This window comes from Pseudomonas sp. NBRC 111139 (assembly GCF_001753955.1).
Taxonomy (GTDB): Bacteria; Pseudomonadota; Gammaproteobacteria; order Pseudomonadales; family Pseudomonadaceae; genus Aquipseudomonas; species Aquipseudomonas alloputida.
The window spans coordinates 45,274-62,655 of record NZ_BCBP01000033.1 but is presented as its reverse complement, the minus strand read 5'-3'; the positions used below and the strand labels follow the sequence as shown (position 1 = coordinate 62,655).

Sequence of the window (17,382 nt, the reverse complement as noted above, 5' to 3'; positions counted from 1 at the left end):
TTTCTCACAGCGGGGGCAGTGCCCAGTCGATGGGCCCGAGCCCCCGCTGCTCGAGGAAGCTGTTGGTACGGCTGAAATGCCCGCAACCGATGAACCCGCGATACGCCGACAGCGGCGAAGGATGGACCGACTTCAGTACCAGGTGCTTGGTACCGTCGATCAGCTTCTGCTTGCTCTGTGCATGCGCCCCCCATAGCAGGAATACCACGTTCGGGCATTGCTCACTGACCACTTGAATGATCCGGTCGGTAAACAATTCCCAGCCTTTCTTGGCATGCGACGCGGCATTGGCGCGCTCGACGGTCATGGTCGTGTTGAGCAACAGAACGCCTTGTTCTGCCCAGCTCTGGAGGTAGCCGTGGCTGGGGATCGGGATGTTCAGGTCGCGCTGCAGCTCCTTGTAGATATTGACCAGCGACGGCGGCGTGGCCACGCCCGGTTGCACCGAGAAGCACAAGCCATGGGCCTGCCCCGGCCCGTGATACGGGTCCTGCCCGAGGATGACCACCTTCACCTGGTCCAGCGGTGTCGAATTGAGCGCATTGAAGATCAGCGGCCCTGGCGGGTAGATTTCCTTGCCGGCAGCGTACTCACCACGCAGAAATTCGCGCAGCTGGTGCATGTAAGGCTGGTCGAATTCACCGCGCAATGCGGCCTTCCAGCTGGGTTCGAGTTTGATGCGATCGTCGTCAGTCATGGGGCCTTCCATAAACAATGGCGCGACACTAGGTAAGCCCTTCGCGCTTGTCAAACGATCCGACCGACGACCGGCATGATTGGCCAGGCAAGCCATACTTGAGCGATGACTTGCGAGAGGTAGTCCATGACCATTCACTGCGAGGTACTCACCGGCGTCGATGGCGCCCGCATCGGCATCGCCACCCTGGATGCGCCCAAGGCGCTCAATGCCCTGACCCTGCCGATGATCGAAGTGCTGGGCGAACAACTGCATGCCTGGGCCCGCGACCCGGGTATCGTCAGCGTGCTGCTGCGCGGCAACGGGGCAAAAGCCTTTTGCGCAGGCGGCGATGTCCGTGCGCTGGTGCAAGCCTGCCGCGACCACCCCGGCAGTGTCCCACCGCTGGCGGCCTCTTTCTTCGCCGCCGAATACCGCCTGGACTTTGCCCTGCACACCTACCCCAAACCGTTACTCTGCTGGGGCCATGGGCATGTACTGGGTGGCGGCATGGGGCTGCTGCAAGGCGCCAATGTGCGTATCGTCACACCCAGCAGCCGGCTGGCCATGCCGGAAATCAGCATCGGCCTGTACCCTGACGTAGGCGCCAGTTGGTTCCTGGCCCGGCTGCCGGGCAAGCTGGGTTTGTTCTTCGGCCTGACCGGCGCGCCGATCAACGCCCGCGATGCCCTTGACCTGGGCCTGGCTGACCGTTTTCTGGGCGAGCACCAGCAAGAGGCCTTGATCGAGGAGTTGCTGCAACTCAACTGGCAGGAGCAGACCGCCGTACAACTGAACAGCTTGCTCAAGGCCGAGCAGCATCGTGCCTGCGCCGAGCTGCCTGATGCCCAGTGGCTGCCACGACGGCATGTGATCGATCAGTTACTCGACGTGGCCGATGCGGCTTCAGCCTGGCGCGCGCTGGAAAGGCTCAAGCAGCATGACGACCCATTGCTGGCAGATGCCGGCCAACGCCTGCATGAGGGTTGCCCGCTGACCGCGCATCTGGTCTGGGAGCAGATCCGCCGGGCGCGGTATCTGTCGTTGGCGCAAGTGTTCCAGATGGAATACAGCATGAGCCTGAACTGTTGCCGCCACCCTGAGTTCAGCGAAGGCGTGCGTGCTCGCCTGCTGGACAAAGACAACCAGCCGCGCTGGCACTGGCCTGATGTGGCGCAAGTGCCGGCGGCGGTAGTCGAGGCGCATTTTGCCAAGGCGTGGGAGGGACGCCACCCATTGGCGGATGTGGGTTAGCTTCGTGAACCTGGGGCTGCTTTTCAGCCCCGCCTCCACTCACCTAGCGCTGCCAGTTTCCTCCTTGCCCCTGCCCGCGCCGACCCTCCCAGCGCCCGCGGTCATTACCCTGCCCATTGGAGTGCCAGTCGCCATGCCGGTAACGCTGGCTGTCATTGCGATAGTCATGGCGATCCCGGTCCTGCCTGTAGTCTTGTCGCTGGCGATTGCCATAGTCATAGCGCGGGTTGCCATGCCACTGGTTCATCCCTGGCTGCGAATATGGCCGGTAATAGGGCGCAGGGGCCGCCCCATGGTAGTAACGGGGGGCAGGCTGATAGTAATAGCGCGGGGCTGGCGCCACATAGTACCGGTCATAGCGGTAATACCCCGGCGCCACATAGCGGTCGGTGGAGTAGTAGTCCGAACGGTAATAGCCCCCGCGCTCGTAGTACGGGGCGCAGGCCGAAGTCATCAGCCCCAGCAGGGTGATCAACAGGATTCGATAGGACATGGCGGCCTCCTGGACCGCGGGAGTGCCCGAACAGCGGCGCTGGCGAGCGTCGAGACGAGGTGCGTCAATCGACACTTAATAAGACAGTGGCGCGCAGGTTCAGTGCCATTTCTGCAATAACTTGATACAGGTGAAATAACCCTGAAAAACTTGCAGTCATTTGCTGGCCATCTCACTAGAATAAGCGGCTCGGCACACATCACGGGAAGATCATGCCCTTACGTTCCGCTCTGTTCTCGCAACGCTCGCTGATCGTTACCCTGCTCGTGTTATTGGCCTGCGGCTTCCTGGCCACTTCGCTGCTCAGCTACTTCTCCTCGCGAAGCGCCATCCGCGACGGCATCATCAATACCGAATTGCCGCTGACCTCCGACACTGTCTACTCGGAAATCCAGAAAGACCTGATCCGCCCGGTGCTGATCGCCTCGATGATGGCCCAGGACACCTTCCTGCGCGACTGGGTGCTGTCCGGCGAGCAGGATACCGAACGCATGACCCGTTACCTGAGCGAGGTCATGGGCAAGCAGGACATCTTCACGTCCTTTTTCGTGTCCGATCGCACGCGGACCTACTACCAGGCCAAAGGCGTGCTCAAGCACGTCGAACCGGGCACCTGGCGTGATGCCTGGTATTTCCGTCTGCGTGAGCTCAAGGCCCCTTATGAGATCAACGTCGATCTGGACATGGCCAACCAGGACAGCCTGACCGTGTTCATCAACTACCAGGTGCACGACTACCAGCAGCGCTTCATCGGCGCGGCAGGCGTAGGGCTGAGCGTATCGTCGGTGGTCAAGCTGATCGATCAGTACCAACGCCGCTACCAGCGCGCGGTGCTATTCACCGATGCCAAAGGCAAGGTGCTGTTGACCGGCTCCGAGGGTGGCCCGCATGGTTTGCAAGTTGGCCAGTCACTCAGCGACAACCCTGAGCTGAAGGCCATGTTGGCCGAGCAGTGGGTGCCGGGCGAAGGTAGCCACGAGTACCATGACAGCGAAAACCACAGCCACTTTCTCAACGTTCGCCACCTGCCCGAACTGGACTGGTACCTGTTGGTGGACAAACGCGAAACCGGCGTCCTCGACCGCATTCGCCACGCGCTGTACCTGAACCTGGCGATCTGTACGATGATCACACTGGTGGTGCTGGCACTGGTGCATGCCATGGTCCGCCGCCACCAGGCCAGCACCGAAGCCTTGGCCACGCTCGACAGCCTCACCGGCTTGCACAACCGGCGCAGCTTCGACCTGCTCGCCGCCCAGGCGCTGCGAGAAGCCCGGCGCGACAATAGCCCTCTGGTGGCCTTGCTGATTGATCTGGACCACTTCAAGGCACTGAACGACAACCACGGCCACCTGGCAGGTGACGAAGTGCTACGCCAATTCGCCAATGTGCTGCAAGGCAGCCTGCGTCAGTCAGATATACTGTGCCGCTGGGGCGGTGAGGAATTCATCGTGCTGCTGCGCGAAGCTGAAGGCGACCAGGCCATCGAGGTGGCGGAAAAGATCCGGCGACGCACCGAACAGCTGACCTTCAGTTACGACAACCAGCCGCTGCGACTGACCACCAGCATCGGCCTGAGCAGCCTGCAACCGGGGGATACCCTGCACGCCCTGCTGACCCGCGCCGACCGCGCGCTTTATCGTGCCAAGCAGGCTGGCCGCAACCGCGTCTGCAGTGATACCCGCCATGAATGACAAGCAACACTGCCCCGCTTGCGGTGCCCTCAACCAATGCAGCCTGGCCGACCCACGCCGTGCCACCCAGGCGTGTTGGTGCTACAGCGTGACCATCGACCCGGCCGTGCTTCAGGCCCTGCCCGATGAACTGCGTAACAAAGCCTGTCTGTGCCCGCGCTGCGCCGCCGTTGAAGAACAGCTCCGTCCATCCGCTGCCCACTGATCGTTGCCATGCGCCTTGACCGTTTCCTCGCCAACCTGCCCAGCTACAACCGCCAGCAAGTTCGCCTGATGCTGGCGCAACGCCGCGTGCGGGTGGACGGCAAGGTCGCCAGTGACCCGCTGACCGACGTGCGTGAATTCAGCCGCGTAGAGCTGGACGAGCAACTGCTGCAGACCGGCCGGCCGGCCCGCTACCTGATGCTGTACAAGCCCACTGGCTGCGTAAGCGCCACCCACGACCCGCAACACCGTACCGTTCTCGACCTGCTGCCCACGGCGTTGCGAGATGACCTGCACATAGCCGGGCGCCTGGATTTCAACACCACCGGCCTGATGATCCTGACCAACGATGGCCAGTGGTCACGGCGCCTGACCCAGCCTGCCACAAAGCTGCCCAAGCATTATCTGGTGGACACCGATGACGAGATTGGCGAGCACTATGTGGCCAAGTTTCGCGAGGGTTTCTATTTTGCCTTCGAAGACCTCACCACCCAACCAGCCCAGCTGGACATCCTCGGCCCCCACCGAGCCCGGCTGGCGATCGTCGAGGGGCGGTACCACCAGGTCAAGCGCATGTTCGGGCACTTCAACAACAAGGTGGTGGGGCTGCATCGGGAGAGCATGGGAGCGATCCGGCTGGATCCGGGGTTGGCGCCGGGGGAGTATCGTGAACTGACGGCCAATGAGATAGCCACTGTCCAGGCGTGACAGACAGCCGGTGTCGTCACACGACCGCTCAGCGACAAAAGTCACATTACTTACCGAACGGCACTTGCGCGATCCCCAACCCACTGCTTGAATCCAAATCGTCAGTCTGCATGTGACTACCAAGTCACACCTGCAGGCGATGACACTTTTTGCCGGCCACCCAAAGCCTAGATGCCTTGGGGCACGGCAAATTGCCCGCCAAAAACAATACCGTCGACGCAAGTGCCAAGGATCGACACAGGGCCCCCGGATTATCTTCAGGCAAATGCCTACCTGTCATAAAGAACGTGCACCCTAGGTGACGCGAATACCCTTTTTGCGCCAGGAGTCGATGACATGAGGCCAGAAATCGCTGTACTTGATATCCAAGGTCAGTATCGGGTTTACACGGAGTTCTATCGCGCGGATGCGGCCGAAAACACGATCATCCTGATCAACGGCTCGCTGGCCACCACGGCCTCGTTCGCCCAGACGGTACGTAACCTGCACCCACAGTTCAACGTGGTTCTGTTCGACCAGCCGTATTCAGGCAAGTCCAAGCCGCACAACCGTCAGGAACGGCTGATCAGCAAGGAGACCGAGGCGCATATCCTCCTTGAGCTGATCGAGCACTTCCAGGCAGACCACGTGATGTCTTTTTCGTGGGGTGGCGCAAGCACGCTGCTGGCGCTGGCGCACCAGCCGCGGTACGTGAAGAAGGCAGTGGTGAGTTCGTTCTCGCCAGTGATCAACGAGCCGATGCGCGACTATCTGGACCGTGGCTGCCAGTACCTGGCCGCCTGCGACCGTTATCAGGTCGGCAACCTGGTCAATGACACCATCGGCAAGCACTTGCCGTCGCTGTTCAAACGCTTCAACTACCGCCATGTGAGCAGCCTGGACAGCCACGAGTACGCACAGATGCACTTCCACATCAACCAGGTGCTGGAGCACGACCTGGAACGTGCGCTGCAAGGCGCGCGCAATATCAACATCCCGGTGCTGTTCATCAACGGCGAACGCGACGAGTACACCACAGTCGAAGATGCGCGGCAGTTCAGCAAGCATGTGGGCAGAAGCCAGTTCAGCGTGATCCGCGATGCGGGCCACTTCCTGGACATGGAGAACAAGACCGCCTGCGAGAACACCCGCAGTGTCATGCTAGGGTTCCTCAAGCCAACCGTGCGTGAACCCCGCCAACGTTACCAACCCGTGCAACAGGGGCAGCATGCATTTGCCATCTGAGCGGCTCGGCGCCTTGTAGCAAATACCCGCAGGCCACGGGGCGCCGACAAGCTTTTTTATAACTTGGGCTTCTAATTCGCTGAAGGTTCTGGTAAAAAGTCGAGCTCAGATGCGGGTATAGTTTAGTGGCAAAACGAAAGCTTCCCAAGCTTTAGTTGAGGGTTCGATTCCCTCTACCCGCTCCACATCGCATTCCCGCATGGCGTTCCAGCAACGTCATCGCAGTCAAAAGGAGCCTTGGCTCCTTTTTTCGTTTTTCACCCTGCCTTGACCTGGCCCATGGCCATTTACCCACCGATCCGCTTCAATGCGCATCGGGCCTTTGCGTGCGCAAGCGAAACGGCTTGTGGCGGATATGCTCAATGGATTCGTGAAACCATTCGAAAGGACAACGCATGTTTCTCTCCCGCTGGCTACCGGGCCTTGCCAACCTGCTGCACTACCGCCGTGAATGGTTCCACGCCGATCTGCAAGCTGGCCTGTCGGTAGCCGCGATCCAGATTCCCATTGCCATTGCCTATGCGCAGATCGTCGGGCTGCCGCCGCAATATGGCCTGTACGCCTGTGTGCTACCGATGATGGTCTACGCGCTGATCGGTAGCTCGCGCCAGCTGATGGTCGGCCCCGACGCCGCCACCTGCGCGATGATCGCCGGTGCCGTGGCACCGCTGGCCATGGGCGACCCGCAGCGCATCGTCGAACTGTCGGTGATCGTCACCGTGCTGGTCGGCGTGATGCTGATTGCCGCGGGCCTGGCGCGCGCCGGGTTCATCGCCAGCTTCTTCTCGCGGCCGATCCTGATCGGCTACCTCAACGGTATCGGGCTGAGCCTGATCGCCGGGCAGCTGTCCAAGGTGGTGGGCTTCCAGATCGAGGGCGACGGTTTCATCCTCAGCCTGATCAACTTCTTCCAGCGCCTGGGGGAAATTCACTGGGTCACATTGATCATCGGCCTGGCCGCCCTGGGCCTGCTCATCTGGCTGCCACGGCGCTACCCGCGCCTGCCCGCAGCCCTCACGGTAGTGGCGCTGTTCATGCTGCTGGTTGGCCTGTTCGGCCTTGACCGCTTTGGCGTCGCCGTCCTTGGGCCGGTACCTGCAGGCATCCCGCAACTGGCCTGGCCACACAGCAACCTGGCGGAAATGAAGAGCCTGCTGCGCGACGCCCTGGGTATCGCCACCGTCAGCTTCTGTAGCGCCATGCTTACCGCACGCAGCTTTGCCGCCCGGCATGGCTATGCGATCAACGCCAACCACGAATTCGTCGCCCTGGGCGTGAGCAACCTGGCGGCCGGGGTTTCCCAGGGCTTTGCCATCAGCGGTGCCGACTCGCGCACTGCAGTCAACGACATGGTCGGTGGCAAAAGCCAGCTGGTGGGCATCATCGCGGCACTGGTGATCGCCCTGATCCTGCTGTTCTTCACCGCGCCCATGGCCTGGATCCCGCAGGCTGCGCTGGGCGCCGTGCTGCTGATGGCGGGCTGGGGGTTGATCGACATCAAATCGCTGGGGCATATCCGGCGTCTAAGCCGCTTCGAGTTCTGGCTGTGCCTGCTGACCACGGCGGGCGTACTGGGCCTGGGTGTGCTGCCCGGCATCGTGTTTGCCGTGACCCTGGCGATCCTGCGCCTGCTTTACAGCATCTACCAGCCCACCGATGCCGTACTGGGCTGGCTGCCGGGCACCGAAGGCCAAGTGGACATCCGCAAGTTCAAGGACGCCCGCACCGTGCCTGGCCTGGTGGTGTACCGCTTCGACGACGCCATCCTGTTCTTCAATGCCGACTACTTCAAGATGCGCCTGCTAGAAGCCGTGCAAAGCCAGGACCAGCCTAAAGCCGTGCTGTTCGATGCCGAAGCGGTAACCAGCATTGATGTCAGCGGCATCGCCGCCCTGCGCGAAGTGCGTGACACCCTGGCGGCTCAAGGCATCCTCTTCGCCATCGCCCGCGCCCGTGGCACTTTCCTGCGCATGCTGGTGCGCTCGGGGATGGCGCGGGACATGGAAGAAAAACTGCTATTCGGCTCGGTACGCGCGGGGATTCGTGCGTACCGCGTGTGGCGCAACCGAAACCGCAGTGTGCAAGTGACCGAACAGGGTTAGCGGCTTTCATCCTGTTCAACGTGCTGCGCCTGTGCTGGCCCTTTCGCGGGTAAACCCGCTCCTACATGGACTTGTAGGCGCGGGTTCACCCGCGAAAGGGCCAGCACAGGCAACACAAAACCTCGCCTTGACACCAACCCTCGCATACCTCGCATGACATGCTAAAGTCGCCCCGTTCCCCGCACCACCCAACGGATCCAGCATGCCCGCACTTGATGCCACCCTTACCCCCTGGCCAGAACTCGCCGCCCGCCACCCCTGCGACGCCCTGCTGCTGGGCAATGGCGCAAGCCGCGCAGTATGGAAGCCGTTCGGCTACTTCTCGCTGTTCGAGCAAGCGCAACGCGCAGGCCGCAAGAAAGGCCTGGCGGTCAGTGACCAGGCACTGTTCAAGTCCTTGGGCACGGAACTGTTCGAGCCGGTGCTCAGCGCCCTCAACACCACCGTGCGTACCAATGCCGCACTGGCCATCAACTCCACCGCGCCGCTGAACCGCTACTACTCGATCAAGGAAGCGTTGATTCACGCCGTGCGCACGGTGCATCTGCCCTGGCCGCTGATGCCGCCGGCCACCCTGGCAACCCTCAATCAGGCCCTGCGCGCCTATCGAAGCGTCTACACCAGCAACTACGACCTGGTGCTGCCATGGGCCGTGCAGCACGCCCCGAATGGCTTCGCCGAACTGTTCGACGAACAAGGCTATTTCGACGTGCGACGCACCGGCAGCGAAGGTACCCGGGTGCTGCACCTGCATGGCGGCCTGCACCTGCTCAAGTTGCCCGACGGCACCACCCGCCAGCGCAGCGCTGAAAGCGCCGAACTGCTCGATGGGTTTGCCGTGAATATCCCGGGTGAAGTACCGCTGTTCGTCAACGAAGACCGCAGCGACGAGAAACTGCGCGCTATCCGCAACTCGGACTATCTGAGCTGGTGCCTGGGGCAGCTGGCGCAGGAAAACCAAGGGATATGCCTGTTCGGGCAGCATCTGGACAGCAGTGACCGGCACCTGCTCGACGCTGTGCGCCAAGCCCGTCCGCAACAGCTATCCATTGCCATTCGGCCGCTGGGCGAGGCGTCGGTGATCAATCAGAAGCAGCATTTTGCAGATCGTTTCGGGGATTTGCCGGGGACGGCGCTGCATTTCTTCGATGCCAGCACCCATCCGTTGGGGCAGGCAGCATTGGCTATCGAAGTGCCCTCTGCTCAGCGCTGACAAGGTGCCCGGCAGGCGTAACGGTGGGTGGCGTCAGAGCAACCCATCCGCGCGCAACAACGTTTCCAGGCAATGCTTCTGCACCCCATAGAACGCCTTGAGCTGGGCAATCTTCTCCAGCAACGCCCCGTTATCCCCCGCCTGCCGACGCTTCACCGCAAGAATCATCTTGTTCTTGTTGGTGTGTTCCAGCGAGATGAACTCGAACACCTTGGTTTCATAGCCACAGGCTTCCAGGTACAGCGCACGCAGGCTGTCGGTCAGCATTTCGGCCTGCTGGCCCAGGTGCAGGCCATACTGCAGCATGGGTTGCAGCAACCCTGGGCTGTGCAATTGCGGGCGGATCTGCTTGTGGCAGCACGGCGAGCACATGATGATCGCGGCGTTGCAGCGGATACCGGTGTGGATGGCGTAGTCAGTGGCGATGTCACAGGCATGCAAGGCGATCATCACCTCGATGGCCTCAGGCACCACGCTACGTACGTCACCACACTGGAACTCCAGGCCCGGATGGTCGAGGCGTGCGGCCGCGGCGTTGCACAGGTCGACCATGTCCTGGCGCAGCTCCACGCCGGTCACCTGTGCGTCACGGCCCAGACTGTTGCGCAGGTAGTCATGCATGGCAAAGGTCAGGTAGCCCTTGCCCGATCCGAAGTCGGCCACACGCAGCGCCTGTTCCGTCGACACCGGTGCATTGGCCAGGGCGTGATCGAAGACCTCGATGAATTTGTTGATCTGCTTCCACTTGCGTGACATGGACGGGATCAGTGCGCCTTGTGCGTCGGTCACACCGAGGTCGCGCAGAAACGGCCGCGACAGCTCCAGATAACGCTTCTTCTCGCGGTCATGCCCGCTGCCCGCATCGGCCACGCGCGGTGCCTGGGCACCGTGGCGCTGGAGCATCGGTTTGCCCTTCTTGCTGAAGGTCAACTGCACTTCGCCGTCAGCATCGAACAGGTGGGCATTGCGGAAGCTGTCCGGCAGCAGTTCGGCAACCAGCACCTGGGCCTGATCCAGCGGCAGGTTGCGGGTGATGTCGCGGGTCTGGTGGCGGTAGACCAGCGACAGGCACGGCTGGCCCTTGACCTGCAGCGGCTTGGCAATGATCCGTTGCAAGGTCTGGTCGGCACCGACATGGCGCGCCAGCACCAGCTTGACCAGGGTTTCGCCGTACAGGGCGGCGTTCAGCAGGTCGAGAAACTGAGCGCGCGCATCCGGCGCGCAAGAGGCAGAAGTACTGGCGGACATGAAAAGGGGGCCTTGGGTAGCGGAACGCCTATTCTAACGTGCCGCAGGCACCCTGTGGGAGCAGGCTTGCCCGCGAACACCGGCAAAGCCGGTGGCAGACACCGTGTCGCCTGATTCGCGGGCAAGCCCGCTTCTACAGGGAATCCAGCAAGGCTGGGCGCGCCTTCAGTCGAGAATCACCAAGCGGTTGGGCAACTCGTTGCGGGCATGGGTTGGCGGCACGTGCTGGCTAAGCAGCTCGCCACACGCTTCGATGCACTCGACAAAGCCCTGCAAGGTGCGGCCCTGGCGCACCTGCTCGGCCAAGCGGGCACCGATGGCCGCGCGGGCTTCGGCATCCAGGCAGTGTTCGATACCCCGGTCGACCAGGATCTCCACATGCCGCTCCGCCTCGCTGACGAAAATCAGCACGCCCGTGGCGCCTGCTGTGCGCTGCAGGTTCTGCTCGCGAAACTGCTGGCGGGCCAGGCGCGCGGCACGCCAGCGGCGCAAGGCACGGGGGATCAGCCAGTCGGCCAGGCGCGGGTTGCGCAGCAGCAGGCACAAAACGACGAACAGCAGCACGTTGCCCATCAGCACGCCACGCACGCTGGGCCAAGCCAGCAGCCAGTGCAACAGACCGGGCACGGTCAGTGCCAGCACGGCGGCCCACAACAACGGCCAATACGCATAATCGTCGGCACGACGGGCAAGCACCGTCACCAGTTCGGCATCGGTACGCCGTTCGGCACGGGCAATGGCTTCGGCAATCTGCCGTTGATGGTATTCGTCGAAGGGGGTCATGCCGTCGGTCTCTTGAGCATTCTTATAGTTGTTATCCCGGCATTCGGGGCTTCATCCGCAGGCGACATATTCAGGCATAATCCGCCGCTGGAAGAATTGCCTGCAAATCGTACAACAATAGCCGCCTGAAAACTTCGGTCGCGCACGTATCACCGTGGATACGGCAGAGGCCCCAAAACGGAATTGATGATGAAACTGTCTTTGCTGGGCCTGGCCATGGGCCTTGCCAGTCAGGCGGCCCTCGCCGCCCCCACCGCCCCGCCCCTGCAGGACAAGCAGGCATTCATCGAGCATCTGATCAGCCAGATGACCGAAGCCGAGAAAATCGGCCAGTTGCGCCTGATCAGCATCGGCCCGGAAATGCCCCGCGACAAGATCCGCGAGGAAATCGCCGCCGGCCGTATCGGTGGCACCTTCAACTCCCGCACGGCCCCCGAAAACCGGCCGATGCAGGACGCGGCCATGCGCAGCCGCCTGAAGATCCCGATGTTCTTCGCCTACGACACCGTCCACGGCGAGCGCACCATCTTCCCGATCGGCCTGGGCATGGCCGCTACCTGGGACATGGAGGCCGTCGCCAAGGTCGGCCGCACCGCCGCGATCGAAGCCTCGGCCGACGCCCTGGACATGACGTTCGCGCCAATGGTGGATATCGCCCGTGACCCGCGCTGGGGCCGCACCAGTGAAGGCTTCGGCGAAGACACCTACCTGACCTCGAGAATCGGCCAGGTAATGGTGCGCTCGTTCCAGGGCAGCAGCCCGGCCAACCCCGACAGCATCATGGCCATCGTCAAACATTTCGCCTTGTATGGCGCCGTGGAAGGCGGGCGCGACTACAACACGGTCGATATGAGCCTGCCGAAAATGTACAACGACTACCTGCCACCCTATCGCGCCGCGCTCGATGCGGGTGCCGGTGGCGTGATGGTGGCGCTGAACTCGATCAACGGCGTACCGGCCACCTCCAACACCTGGCTGATGAACGACCTGCTGCGCAAGGAGTGGGGCTTCAAGGGCGTGACCATCAGCGACCACGGTGCCATCCAGGAGCTGATTCGCCACGGCGTCGCCCGTGATGGCCGTGAAGCCGCCAAGCTGGCGATCAAGGCCGGCATCGACATGAGCATGAACGATACCCTGTACGGCGAAGAGCTGCCGGGCCTGCTGAAGTCCGGCGAGGTGACCCAGCGCGAGCTGGACCAGGCGGTGCGTGAAGTGCTGGGTGCCAAGTACGACATGGGCCTGTTCAAAGACCCGTACGTGCGCATCGGCAAGGCCGAAACCGACCTGAAGGACTACTACGGCAACGACCGCCTGCACCGCGAAGCTGCGCGTGACGTGGCACGCCGCAGCCTGGTGCTGCTGGAAAACCGCAACCAGACCCTGCCGCTGAAAAAGGCCGGCACCATTGCCTTGGTCGGCCCGCTGGCCGATGCCCCGATCGACATGATGGGCAGCTGGGCCGCCGACGGTAAACCCGTCCACTCGGTGACCGTGCGCGAAGGCTTGCGCCGCGCCGTGGAAGGCAAGGCCAAGCTGGTCTACGCCAAAGGCTCCAACGTCACGGGCGACAAGGCGATACTCGACTACCTGAACTTCCTCAACTTCGATGCCCCGGAAATCGTCGACGACCCACGCCCGCCTGCCGTGCTGATCGATGAAGCAGTCAAGGCGGCGAAGCAATCCGACGTCGTGGTCGCCGTGGTCGGCGAGTCCCGCGGCATGTCCCACGAGTCGTCGAGCCGTACCACCCTGGAGATCCCGGCCAGCCAGCGCGAGCTGATCAAGGCGCTCAAGGCCACCGGCAAACCGCTGGTGCTGGTGCTGATGAACGGCCGGCCGCTGTCGATCAGTTGGGAGCGCGAGCAGGCCGACGCCATCCTCGAAACCTGGTTCGCCGGCACCGAAGGCGGCAATGCCATCGCCGACGTGCTGTTTGGCGACTACAACCCCTCCGGCAAGCTGGCCATTACCTTCCCACGGTCGGTGGGGCAGATCCCGATGTACTACAACCACACCCGCATCGGCCGGCCGTTCACGCCGGGCAAGCCGGGCAACTACACCTCGCAATACTTCGAAGAACCCAACGGGCCGCTTTACCCGTTCGGCTATGGCTTGAGCTACAGCAGCTTCGAGCTGTCGGGCCTGAACCTGTCGAGCAAGGATCTCAAGCGCGGCGATACGCTGGAAGCCAAGGTAACGGTCAAGAACACCGGCAAGGTTGCAGGCGAGACGGTGGTGCAGCTGTACCTGCAGGATGTGTCGGCATCGATGAGCCGCCCAATGAAAGAGCTGAAAAACTTCCAGAAGCTGATGCTTGAACCGGATGAAACCCGCACGTTGACCTTCCGCATCAGCGAAGACGACCTGAAGTTCTACAATGGCCAGTTGCAGCGGGTTGCCGAACCAGGGGAGTTCAATGTCCAGGTAGGGCTGGACTCCCAGGCGGTGCAGCAGCAGAGCTTTGAATTGCTTTGACTGAAAAAGGCCGCCTGTTCCGGCCTCTTCTCGGGTAAACCCGCGAAGAGGCCGGCCCCGATATCCCGCCACCGGATCCGCCCCCGATGCCCTTTTCCTTTCGCGCCCTGCGTCTGGGGCTGATCACCCTGCTGATCGTGCTGGGTACCGCACTCAGCGCCGGCTGGGCCATGCACCAGGCCAAGCGCCAGGCCATGGAAGACGACGCCAAGCGTGCCAGCCAGCAACTGGGCCTGTACGCCAACGCACTGCACACCCTGATCGATCGCTACCGTGCCCTCCCCGCCGTGCTGGCGCTGGACCCTGAGCTGATCGCAGCCTTGCGCGGCCCGGTCGACGAAAAGGTTCAGAACGCCCTGAACCTCAAGCTCGAACGCATCAATGGCGCCGCCAATTCCTCCACCCTCGAGCTGCTCGACCGCACCGGGCTGGCCATTGCCGCCAGCAACTGGCGGCTGCCCAGCAGCTACGTCGGCTCCAACTACGGTTTCCGCCCCTACTTCAAGCAAACCCGCAACCAGGGCAGTGGCCGCTTCTATGCCGTGGGCGTGACCAGTGGCGTGCCGGGCTACTTCCTCGCCAGCGCGGTGAACGACGAGCATGGCCGATTCCTTGGCGCCATGGTGGTAAAGCTGGAGTTCCCTGAGCTGGAGCGCGAATGGCGACAGGGCAACGATATCCTGTTGGTCAGCGACGCCCGCGGCATCACTTTCATCGCAAACCAGGATGGCTGGCGCTACCGCGAACTTCAGCCGCTCAGTGGCGCCGACCGTGCCGAGCTGGCCGAAACCCGTCAGTACGACAAGCAACCGCTGGTGCCGCTACACCATCAGGTGCTGACGCGGTTTGCCCCCTACAGCACCCTTAGCCGCGTGCAAGGCCCCGAGGGTAGTACCGAGTACCTGTGGGAAAGCCTGCCGCTGGAAGGCGAAAACTGGACCTTGCACCTGCTGCGCAAACCGCAGGTCGCTGCCGACGGCCGTAATGCCGCGCTTGGCGCCGCCGCCGTCTGGCTGAGCCTGGTGTTCGCCGCCCTTTTCGTCAGCCAACGCCTGCGCCTGGCACGCCTGCGCCAGCGCAGCCGGCAAGAACTCGAACGCCAGGTCGAAGAACGCACCCGTGAGCTGCGCACTGCCCAGGAAGGCCTGGTGCAATCAGCCAAGCTCGCCGCTCTCGGGCAGATGTCGGCAGCCATGGCCCACGAAATCAACCAACCGCTGACCACCCAGCGTATGCAACTGGAAACCCTGCGCCTGCTGCTTGACCATGGTCGCCATGACGAAGCGCGGCAAGCGCTGGAGCCACTGGAACAGATGCTCACGCGCATGGCAGCACTTACCAGCCACCTGAAAACCTTTGCCCGCAACAGCCCGATGGGCCTGCGCGAACGCCTTGACCTGGCAACAGTGGTCGACCAGGCCTTGCATCTGCTGGAAGCGCGCCTTCGCAACGAGGAAGTGGAAGTGGCGCTGTACCTGGCACGCCCGGCCTGGGTACGCGGCGATGCCATCCGCCTGGAGCAGGTGCTGATAAACCTCCTGCACAATGCACTCGACGCCATGCTCGACAAGCGTTACAAACGCCTGGAGATCCGCATCGAACCCGACGGGGAGCTATGGCGCCTGAGTGTGCTCGACTCGGGTGGCGGCATTGCCGAAGCCGACCTGGCCAAGGTCTTCGACCCGTTCTTCACCACCAAACCGGTGGGGGAAGGGCTAGGGCTGGGCCTGGCCATTTCCTACGGCATCGTCCACGAGGCCGGCGGCCAGCTGCGGGCCGAAAACCTGCCTGGCGGCGCGCGCCTGAGCCTTACCCTGCCCCGTGACCTGGAGCCTGTATGTTGAATTCGGTGATCGTCGTCGATGATGAAGCCAGTATCCGCACTGCTGTCGAGCAATGGCTGAGTCTGTCTGGCTTCAGCGTGCAGTTGTTCGCTCACGCCGAAGCGTGCCTGGCACACCTGCCGCAGCACTTCCCTGGGGTGATCATCAGCGATGTGCGCATGCCGGGCATGGATGGCCTGCAATTGCTCGAACGCCTGCAGGCGAACGACCCCGACCTGCCCGTGATTCTGCTGACCGGTCACGGTGATGTACCGATGGCGGTAGAAGCCATGCGCATGGGGGCCTATGACTTCCTGGAAAAACCCTTCACGCCGCAAGACTTGCTGGGCAGCCTGCGCCGCGCCCTGGAAAAGCGCCAGCTGGTACTTGAGAACCGCCGGCTCCACGAGCAGGCCGACCTCAAGTCACGCCTGGAAGTCACGCTACTGGGCATGTCCCAGGGCCTGCAACAGCTGCGCCGGCAAGTGCTGGACCTGGCCGGCCTGCCGGTGAACGTGCTGATTCGCGGTGAAACCGGCAGTGGCAAGGAGCGGGTGGCCCGCTGCCTGCACGACTTTGGCCCCCGTGCCGCCAAGCCCTTTGTAGCCCTTAACTGCGCAGCCATCCCCGAGTCGTTGTTCGAGGCCGAACTGTTCGGCCATGAGAGCGGCGCCTTCACGGGCGCCCAGGGTAAACGGATCGGCAAGCTGGAATATGCCAACGGTGGCACCGTGTTCCTCGACGAAATCGAGAGCATGCCACTGGCCCAACAGGCCAAGCTGTTGCGGGTGATACAGGAGCAGAAGCTGGAGCGCCTGGGGGCCAACCAGAGCATCAGCGTGGACCTGCGCATCATTGCTGCGACCAAGCCCGACCTGCTCGAGGAGGCGCGTGCCGGGCGCTTCCGCGAAGACCTGGCCTACCGCCTGAACGTGGCCGAATTGCGCCTGGCACCGCTGCGCGAGCGGCGGGAGGACATTCCGCTGCTGTTCGAACACTTTGCCCGTGCTGCAGGTGAAAAGCTGGGTCGCACCGCCCCGCCGCTATCGGCTGCACAGCTGGCGCAGCTACTGTCACATGATTGGCCTGGCAACGTGCGTGAGCTGGCCAATGCGGCGGAGCGGCATGCGCTGGGGCTAGGTTCGCCAAACATCGAGGTGGCACCTGCCGGGCAGTCGCTGGGCGAGCAGATGGAAGCATTCGAGGCGCAATGCCTGCGTGCGGCCTTGCGTCAGCATGGGGGCGAGATCAAGTCGGTGATGGAGGCGTTGCAACTGCCGCGGCGCACCCTTAACGAGAAGATGCAACGGCATGGGCTGGTGCGCGAGGATTTTGTTGGGCCGGAATGAGCGGAAATCCGCTTATGACCTGCACCTGGTAGGCAAAAAACCGCTTATCACCTCGAGATTCCGGGCTGCTTTGCAGCCCTTCGCAGGCAAGCCCGCTCCCGCAAAGGGCAGCGCAAGCCCCACTACTGTGCCG

Annotated in this window: 14 protein-coding genes and 1 tRNA gene; 11 read left to right on the top strand and 4 right to left on the bottom strand. The window is 62.7% G+C overall.

Annotation, left to right across the window (positions count from 1 at the left end):
• Window positions 1–4: 4 nt before the first annotated feature.
• Window positions 5–697, bottom strand: coding sequence for a uracil-DNA glycosylase (gene ung / locus BJQ17_RS13170; RefSeq protein ID WP_003252014.1), 693 nt, complete (start codon window positions 695–697; stop codon window positions 5–7).
• 126 nt (window positions 698–823) lie between these two features.
• Between ung and BJQ17_RS13165 the strand changes: the two genes are divergently transcribed.
• Window positions 824–1,930, top strand: coding sequence for an enoyl-CoA hydratase/isomerase family protein (locus BJQ17_RS13165; protein ID WP_070096166.1), 1,107 nt, complete (start codon window positions 824–826; stop codon window positions 1,928–1,930).
• Between the two features lie 43 nt (window positions 1,931–1,973).
• Here BJQ17_RS13165 and BJQ17_RS13160 read toward each other — a convergent pair whose 3' ends face one another.
• On the bottom strand, window positions 1,974–2,423 hold the full coding sequence (locus BJQ17_RS13160) for a hypothetical protein (RefSeq protein ID WP_004575159.1): 450 nt from the start codon (window positions 2,421–2,423) through the stop codon (window positions 1,974–1,976).
• Window positions 2,424–2,635: 212 nt separating this feature from the next.
• Here BJQ17_RS13160 and BJQ17_RS13155 point away from each other — a divergent pair, with 212 nt between their 5' ends.
• From BJQ17_RS13155 to BJQ17_RS13125, 7 genes are all read left to right on the top strand, one after another.
• On the top strand, window positions 2,636–4,117 hold the full coding sequence (locus BJQ17_RS13155; protein WP_070096165.1) for a diguanylate cyclase: 1,482 nt from the start codon (window positions 2,636–2,638) through the stop codon (window positions 4,115–4,117).
• Complete coding sequence (locus BJQ17_RS13150) at window positions 4,110–4,322, top strand: cysteine-rich CWC family protein (protein ID WP_003252007.1); 213 nt, start codon at window positions 4,110–4,112, stop codon at window positions 4,320–4,322. The genes BJQ17_RS13155 and BJQ17_RS13150 overlap by 8 nt, the downstream gene beginning before the upstream one ends.
• A gap of 8 nt (window positions 4,323–4,330) precedes the next feature.
• Window positions 4,331–5,029 (top strand): pseudouridine synthase, encoded by a 699-nt coding sequence (locus BJQ17_RS13145; protein WP_070096164.1) that lies wholly within the window; start codon window positions 4,331–4,333, stop codon window positions 5,027–5,029.
• Window positions 5,030–5,365: 336 nt separating this feature from the next.
• Window positions 5,366–6,253 (top strand): (R)-3-hydroxydecanoyl-ACP:CoA transacylase, encoded by an 888-nt coding sequence (phaG, locus tag BJQ17_RS13140; protein ID WP_003252003.1) that lies wholly within the window; start codon window positions 5,366–5,368, stop codon window positions 6,251–6,253.
• 111 nt (window positions 6,254–6,364) lie between these two features.
• Window positions 6,365–6,438: transfer RNA gene (locus BJQ17_RS13135), tRNA-Gly, on the top strand.
• Between the two features lie 210 nt (window positions 6,439–6,648).
• Entirely contained in the window at window positions 6,649–8,355 is a 1,707-nt protein-coding gene (locus BJQ17_RS13130) for a SulP family inorganic anion transporter (RefSeq protein WP_060545323.1), read from the top strand.
• Between the two features lie 202 nt (window positions 8,356–8,557).
• Entirely contained in the window at window positions 8,558–9,568 is a 1,011-nt protein-coding gene (locus BJQ17_RS13125; protein WP_004575155.1) for a DUF4917 family protein, read from the top strand.
• A gap of 33 nt (window positions 9,569–9,601) precedes the next feature.
• Here the strand turns inward: BJQ17_RS13125 and BJQ17_RS13120 are convergent, their stop codons facing one another.
• Together BJQ17_RS13120 and BJQ17_RS13115 are read right to left on the bottom strand one after the other, a co-directional pair.
• Window positions 9,602–10,816: an SAM-dependent methyltransferase gene (locus BJQ17_RS13120; protein WP_070096163.1), complete on the bottom strand. Its 1,215-nt coding sequence runs from the start codon at window positions 10,814–10,816 to the stop codon at window positions 9,602–9,604.
• Window positions 10,817–10,981: 165 nt separating this feature from the next.
• On the bottom strand, window positions 10,982–11,599 hold the full coding sequence (locus tag BJQ17_RS13115) for a TPM domain-containing protein (RefSeq protein ID WP_003251995.1): 618 nt from the start codon (window positions 11,597–11,599) through the stop codon (window positions 10,982–10,984).
• Between the two features lie 186 nt (window positions 11,600–11,785).
• On the opposite strand from BJQ17_RS13115, the gene bglX reads away from it, so the two are divergent.
• The 3 genes from bglX (at window position 11,786) to BJQ17_RS13100 (ending at window position 17,249) form a co-directional block, all read left to right on the top strand.
• Complete coding sequence (gene bglX, locus BJQ17_RS13110; protein ID WP_070096162.1) at window positions 11,786–14,077, top strand: beta-glucosidase BglX; 2,292 nt, start codon at window positions 11,786–11,788, stop codon at window positions 14,075–14,077.
• An 86-nt stretch (window positions 14,078–14,163) separates the two neighbouring features.
• The gene (locus BJQ17_RS13105; RefSeq protein ID WP_070096161.1) at window positions 14,164–15,921 is read left to right on the top strand and encodes an ATP-binding protein; all 1,758 of its coding nucleotides are present in this window, start codon (window positions 14,164–14,166) and stop codon (window positions 15,919–15,921) included.
• Window positions 15,915–17,249, top strand: a complete 1,335-nt coding sequence (locus BJQ17_RS13100) for a sigma-54 dependent transcriptional regulator (protein WP_070096160.1) — start codon at window positions 15,915–15,917, stop codon at window positions 17,247–17,249. The genes BJQ17_RS13105 and BJQ17_RS13100 overlap by 7 nt, the downstream gene beginning before the upstream one ends.
• The last annotated feature ends 133 nt before the right edge of the window (window positions 17,250–17,382 follow it).

Coding starts and splice junctions, on each gene's coding strand:
- BJQ17_RS13125 (WP_004575155.1), top strand. CDS start 8,558: ATGCCCGCACTTGATGCCACCCTTACCCCCTGGCCAGAACTCGCCGCC.
- BJQ17_RS13100 (WP_070096160.1), top strand. CDS start 15,915: ATGTTGAATTCGGTGATCGTCGTCGATGATGAAGCCAGTATCCGCACT.
- BJQ17_RS13130 (WP_060545323.1), top strand. CDS start 6,649: ATGTTTCTCTCCCGCTGGCTACCGGGCCTTGCCAACCTGCTGCACTAC.
- BJQ17_RS13165 (WP_070096166.1), top strand. CDS start 824: ATGACCATTCACTGCGAGGTACTCACCGGCGTCGATGGCGCCCGCATC.
- BJQ17_RS13150 (WP_003252007.1), top strand. CDS start 4,110: ATGAATGACAAGCAACACTGCCCCGCTTGCGGTGCCCTCAACCAATGC.
- phaG (WP_003252003.1), top strand. CDS start 5,366: ATGAGGCCAGAAATCGCTGTACTTGATATCCAAGGTCAGTATCGGGTT.
- BJQ17_RS13145 (WP_070096164.1), top strand. CDS start 4,331: ATGCGCCTTGACCGTTTCCTCGCCAACCTGCCCAGCTACAACCGCCAG.
- BJQ17_RS13105 (WP_070096161.1), top strand. CDS start 14,164: ATGCCCTTTTCCTTTCGCGCCCTGCGTCTGGGGCTGATCACCCTGCTG.
- ung (WP_003252014.1), bottom strand. CDS start 697: ATGACTGACGACGATCGCATCAAACTCGAACCCAGCTGGAAGGCCGCA.
- BJQ17_RS13115 (WP_003251995.1), bottom strand. CDS start 11,599: ATGACCCCCTTCGACGAATACCATCAACGGCAGATTGCCGAAGCCATT.
- BJQ17_RS13155 (WP_070096165.1), top strand. CDS start 2,636: ATGCCCTTACGTTCCGCTCTGTTCTCGCAACGCTCGCTGATCGTTACC.
- BJQ17_RS13160 (WP_004575159.1), bottom strand. CDS start 2,423: ATGTCCTATCGAATCCTGTTGATCACCCTGCTGGGGCTGATGACTTCG.
- bglX (WP_070096162.1), top strand. CDS start 11,786: ATGATGAAACTGTCTTTGCTGGGCCTGGCCATGGGCCTTGCCAGTCAG.
- BJQ17_RS13120 (WP_070096163.1), bottom strand. CDS start 10,816: ATGTCCGCCAGTACTTCTGCCTCTTGCGCGCCGGATGCGCGCGCTCAG.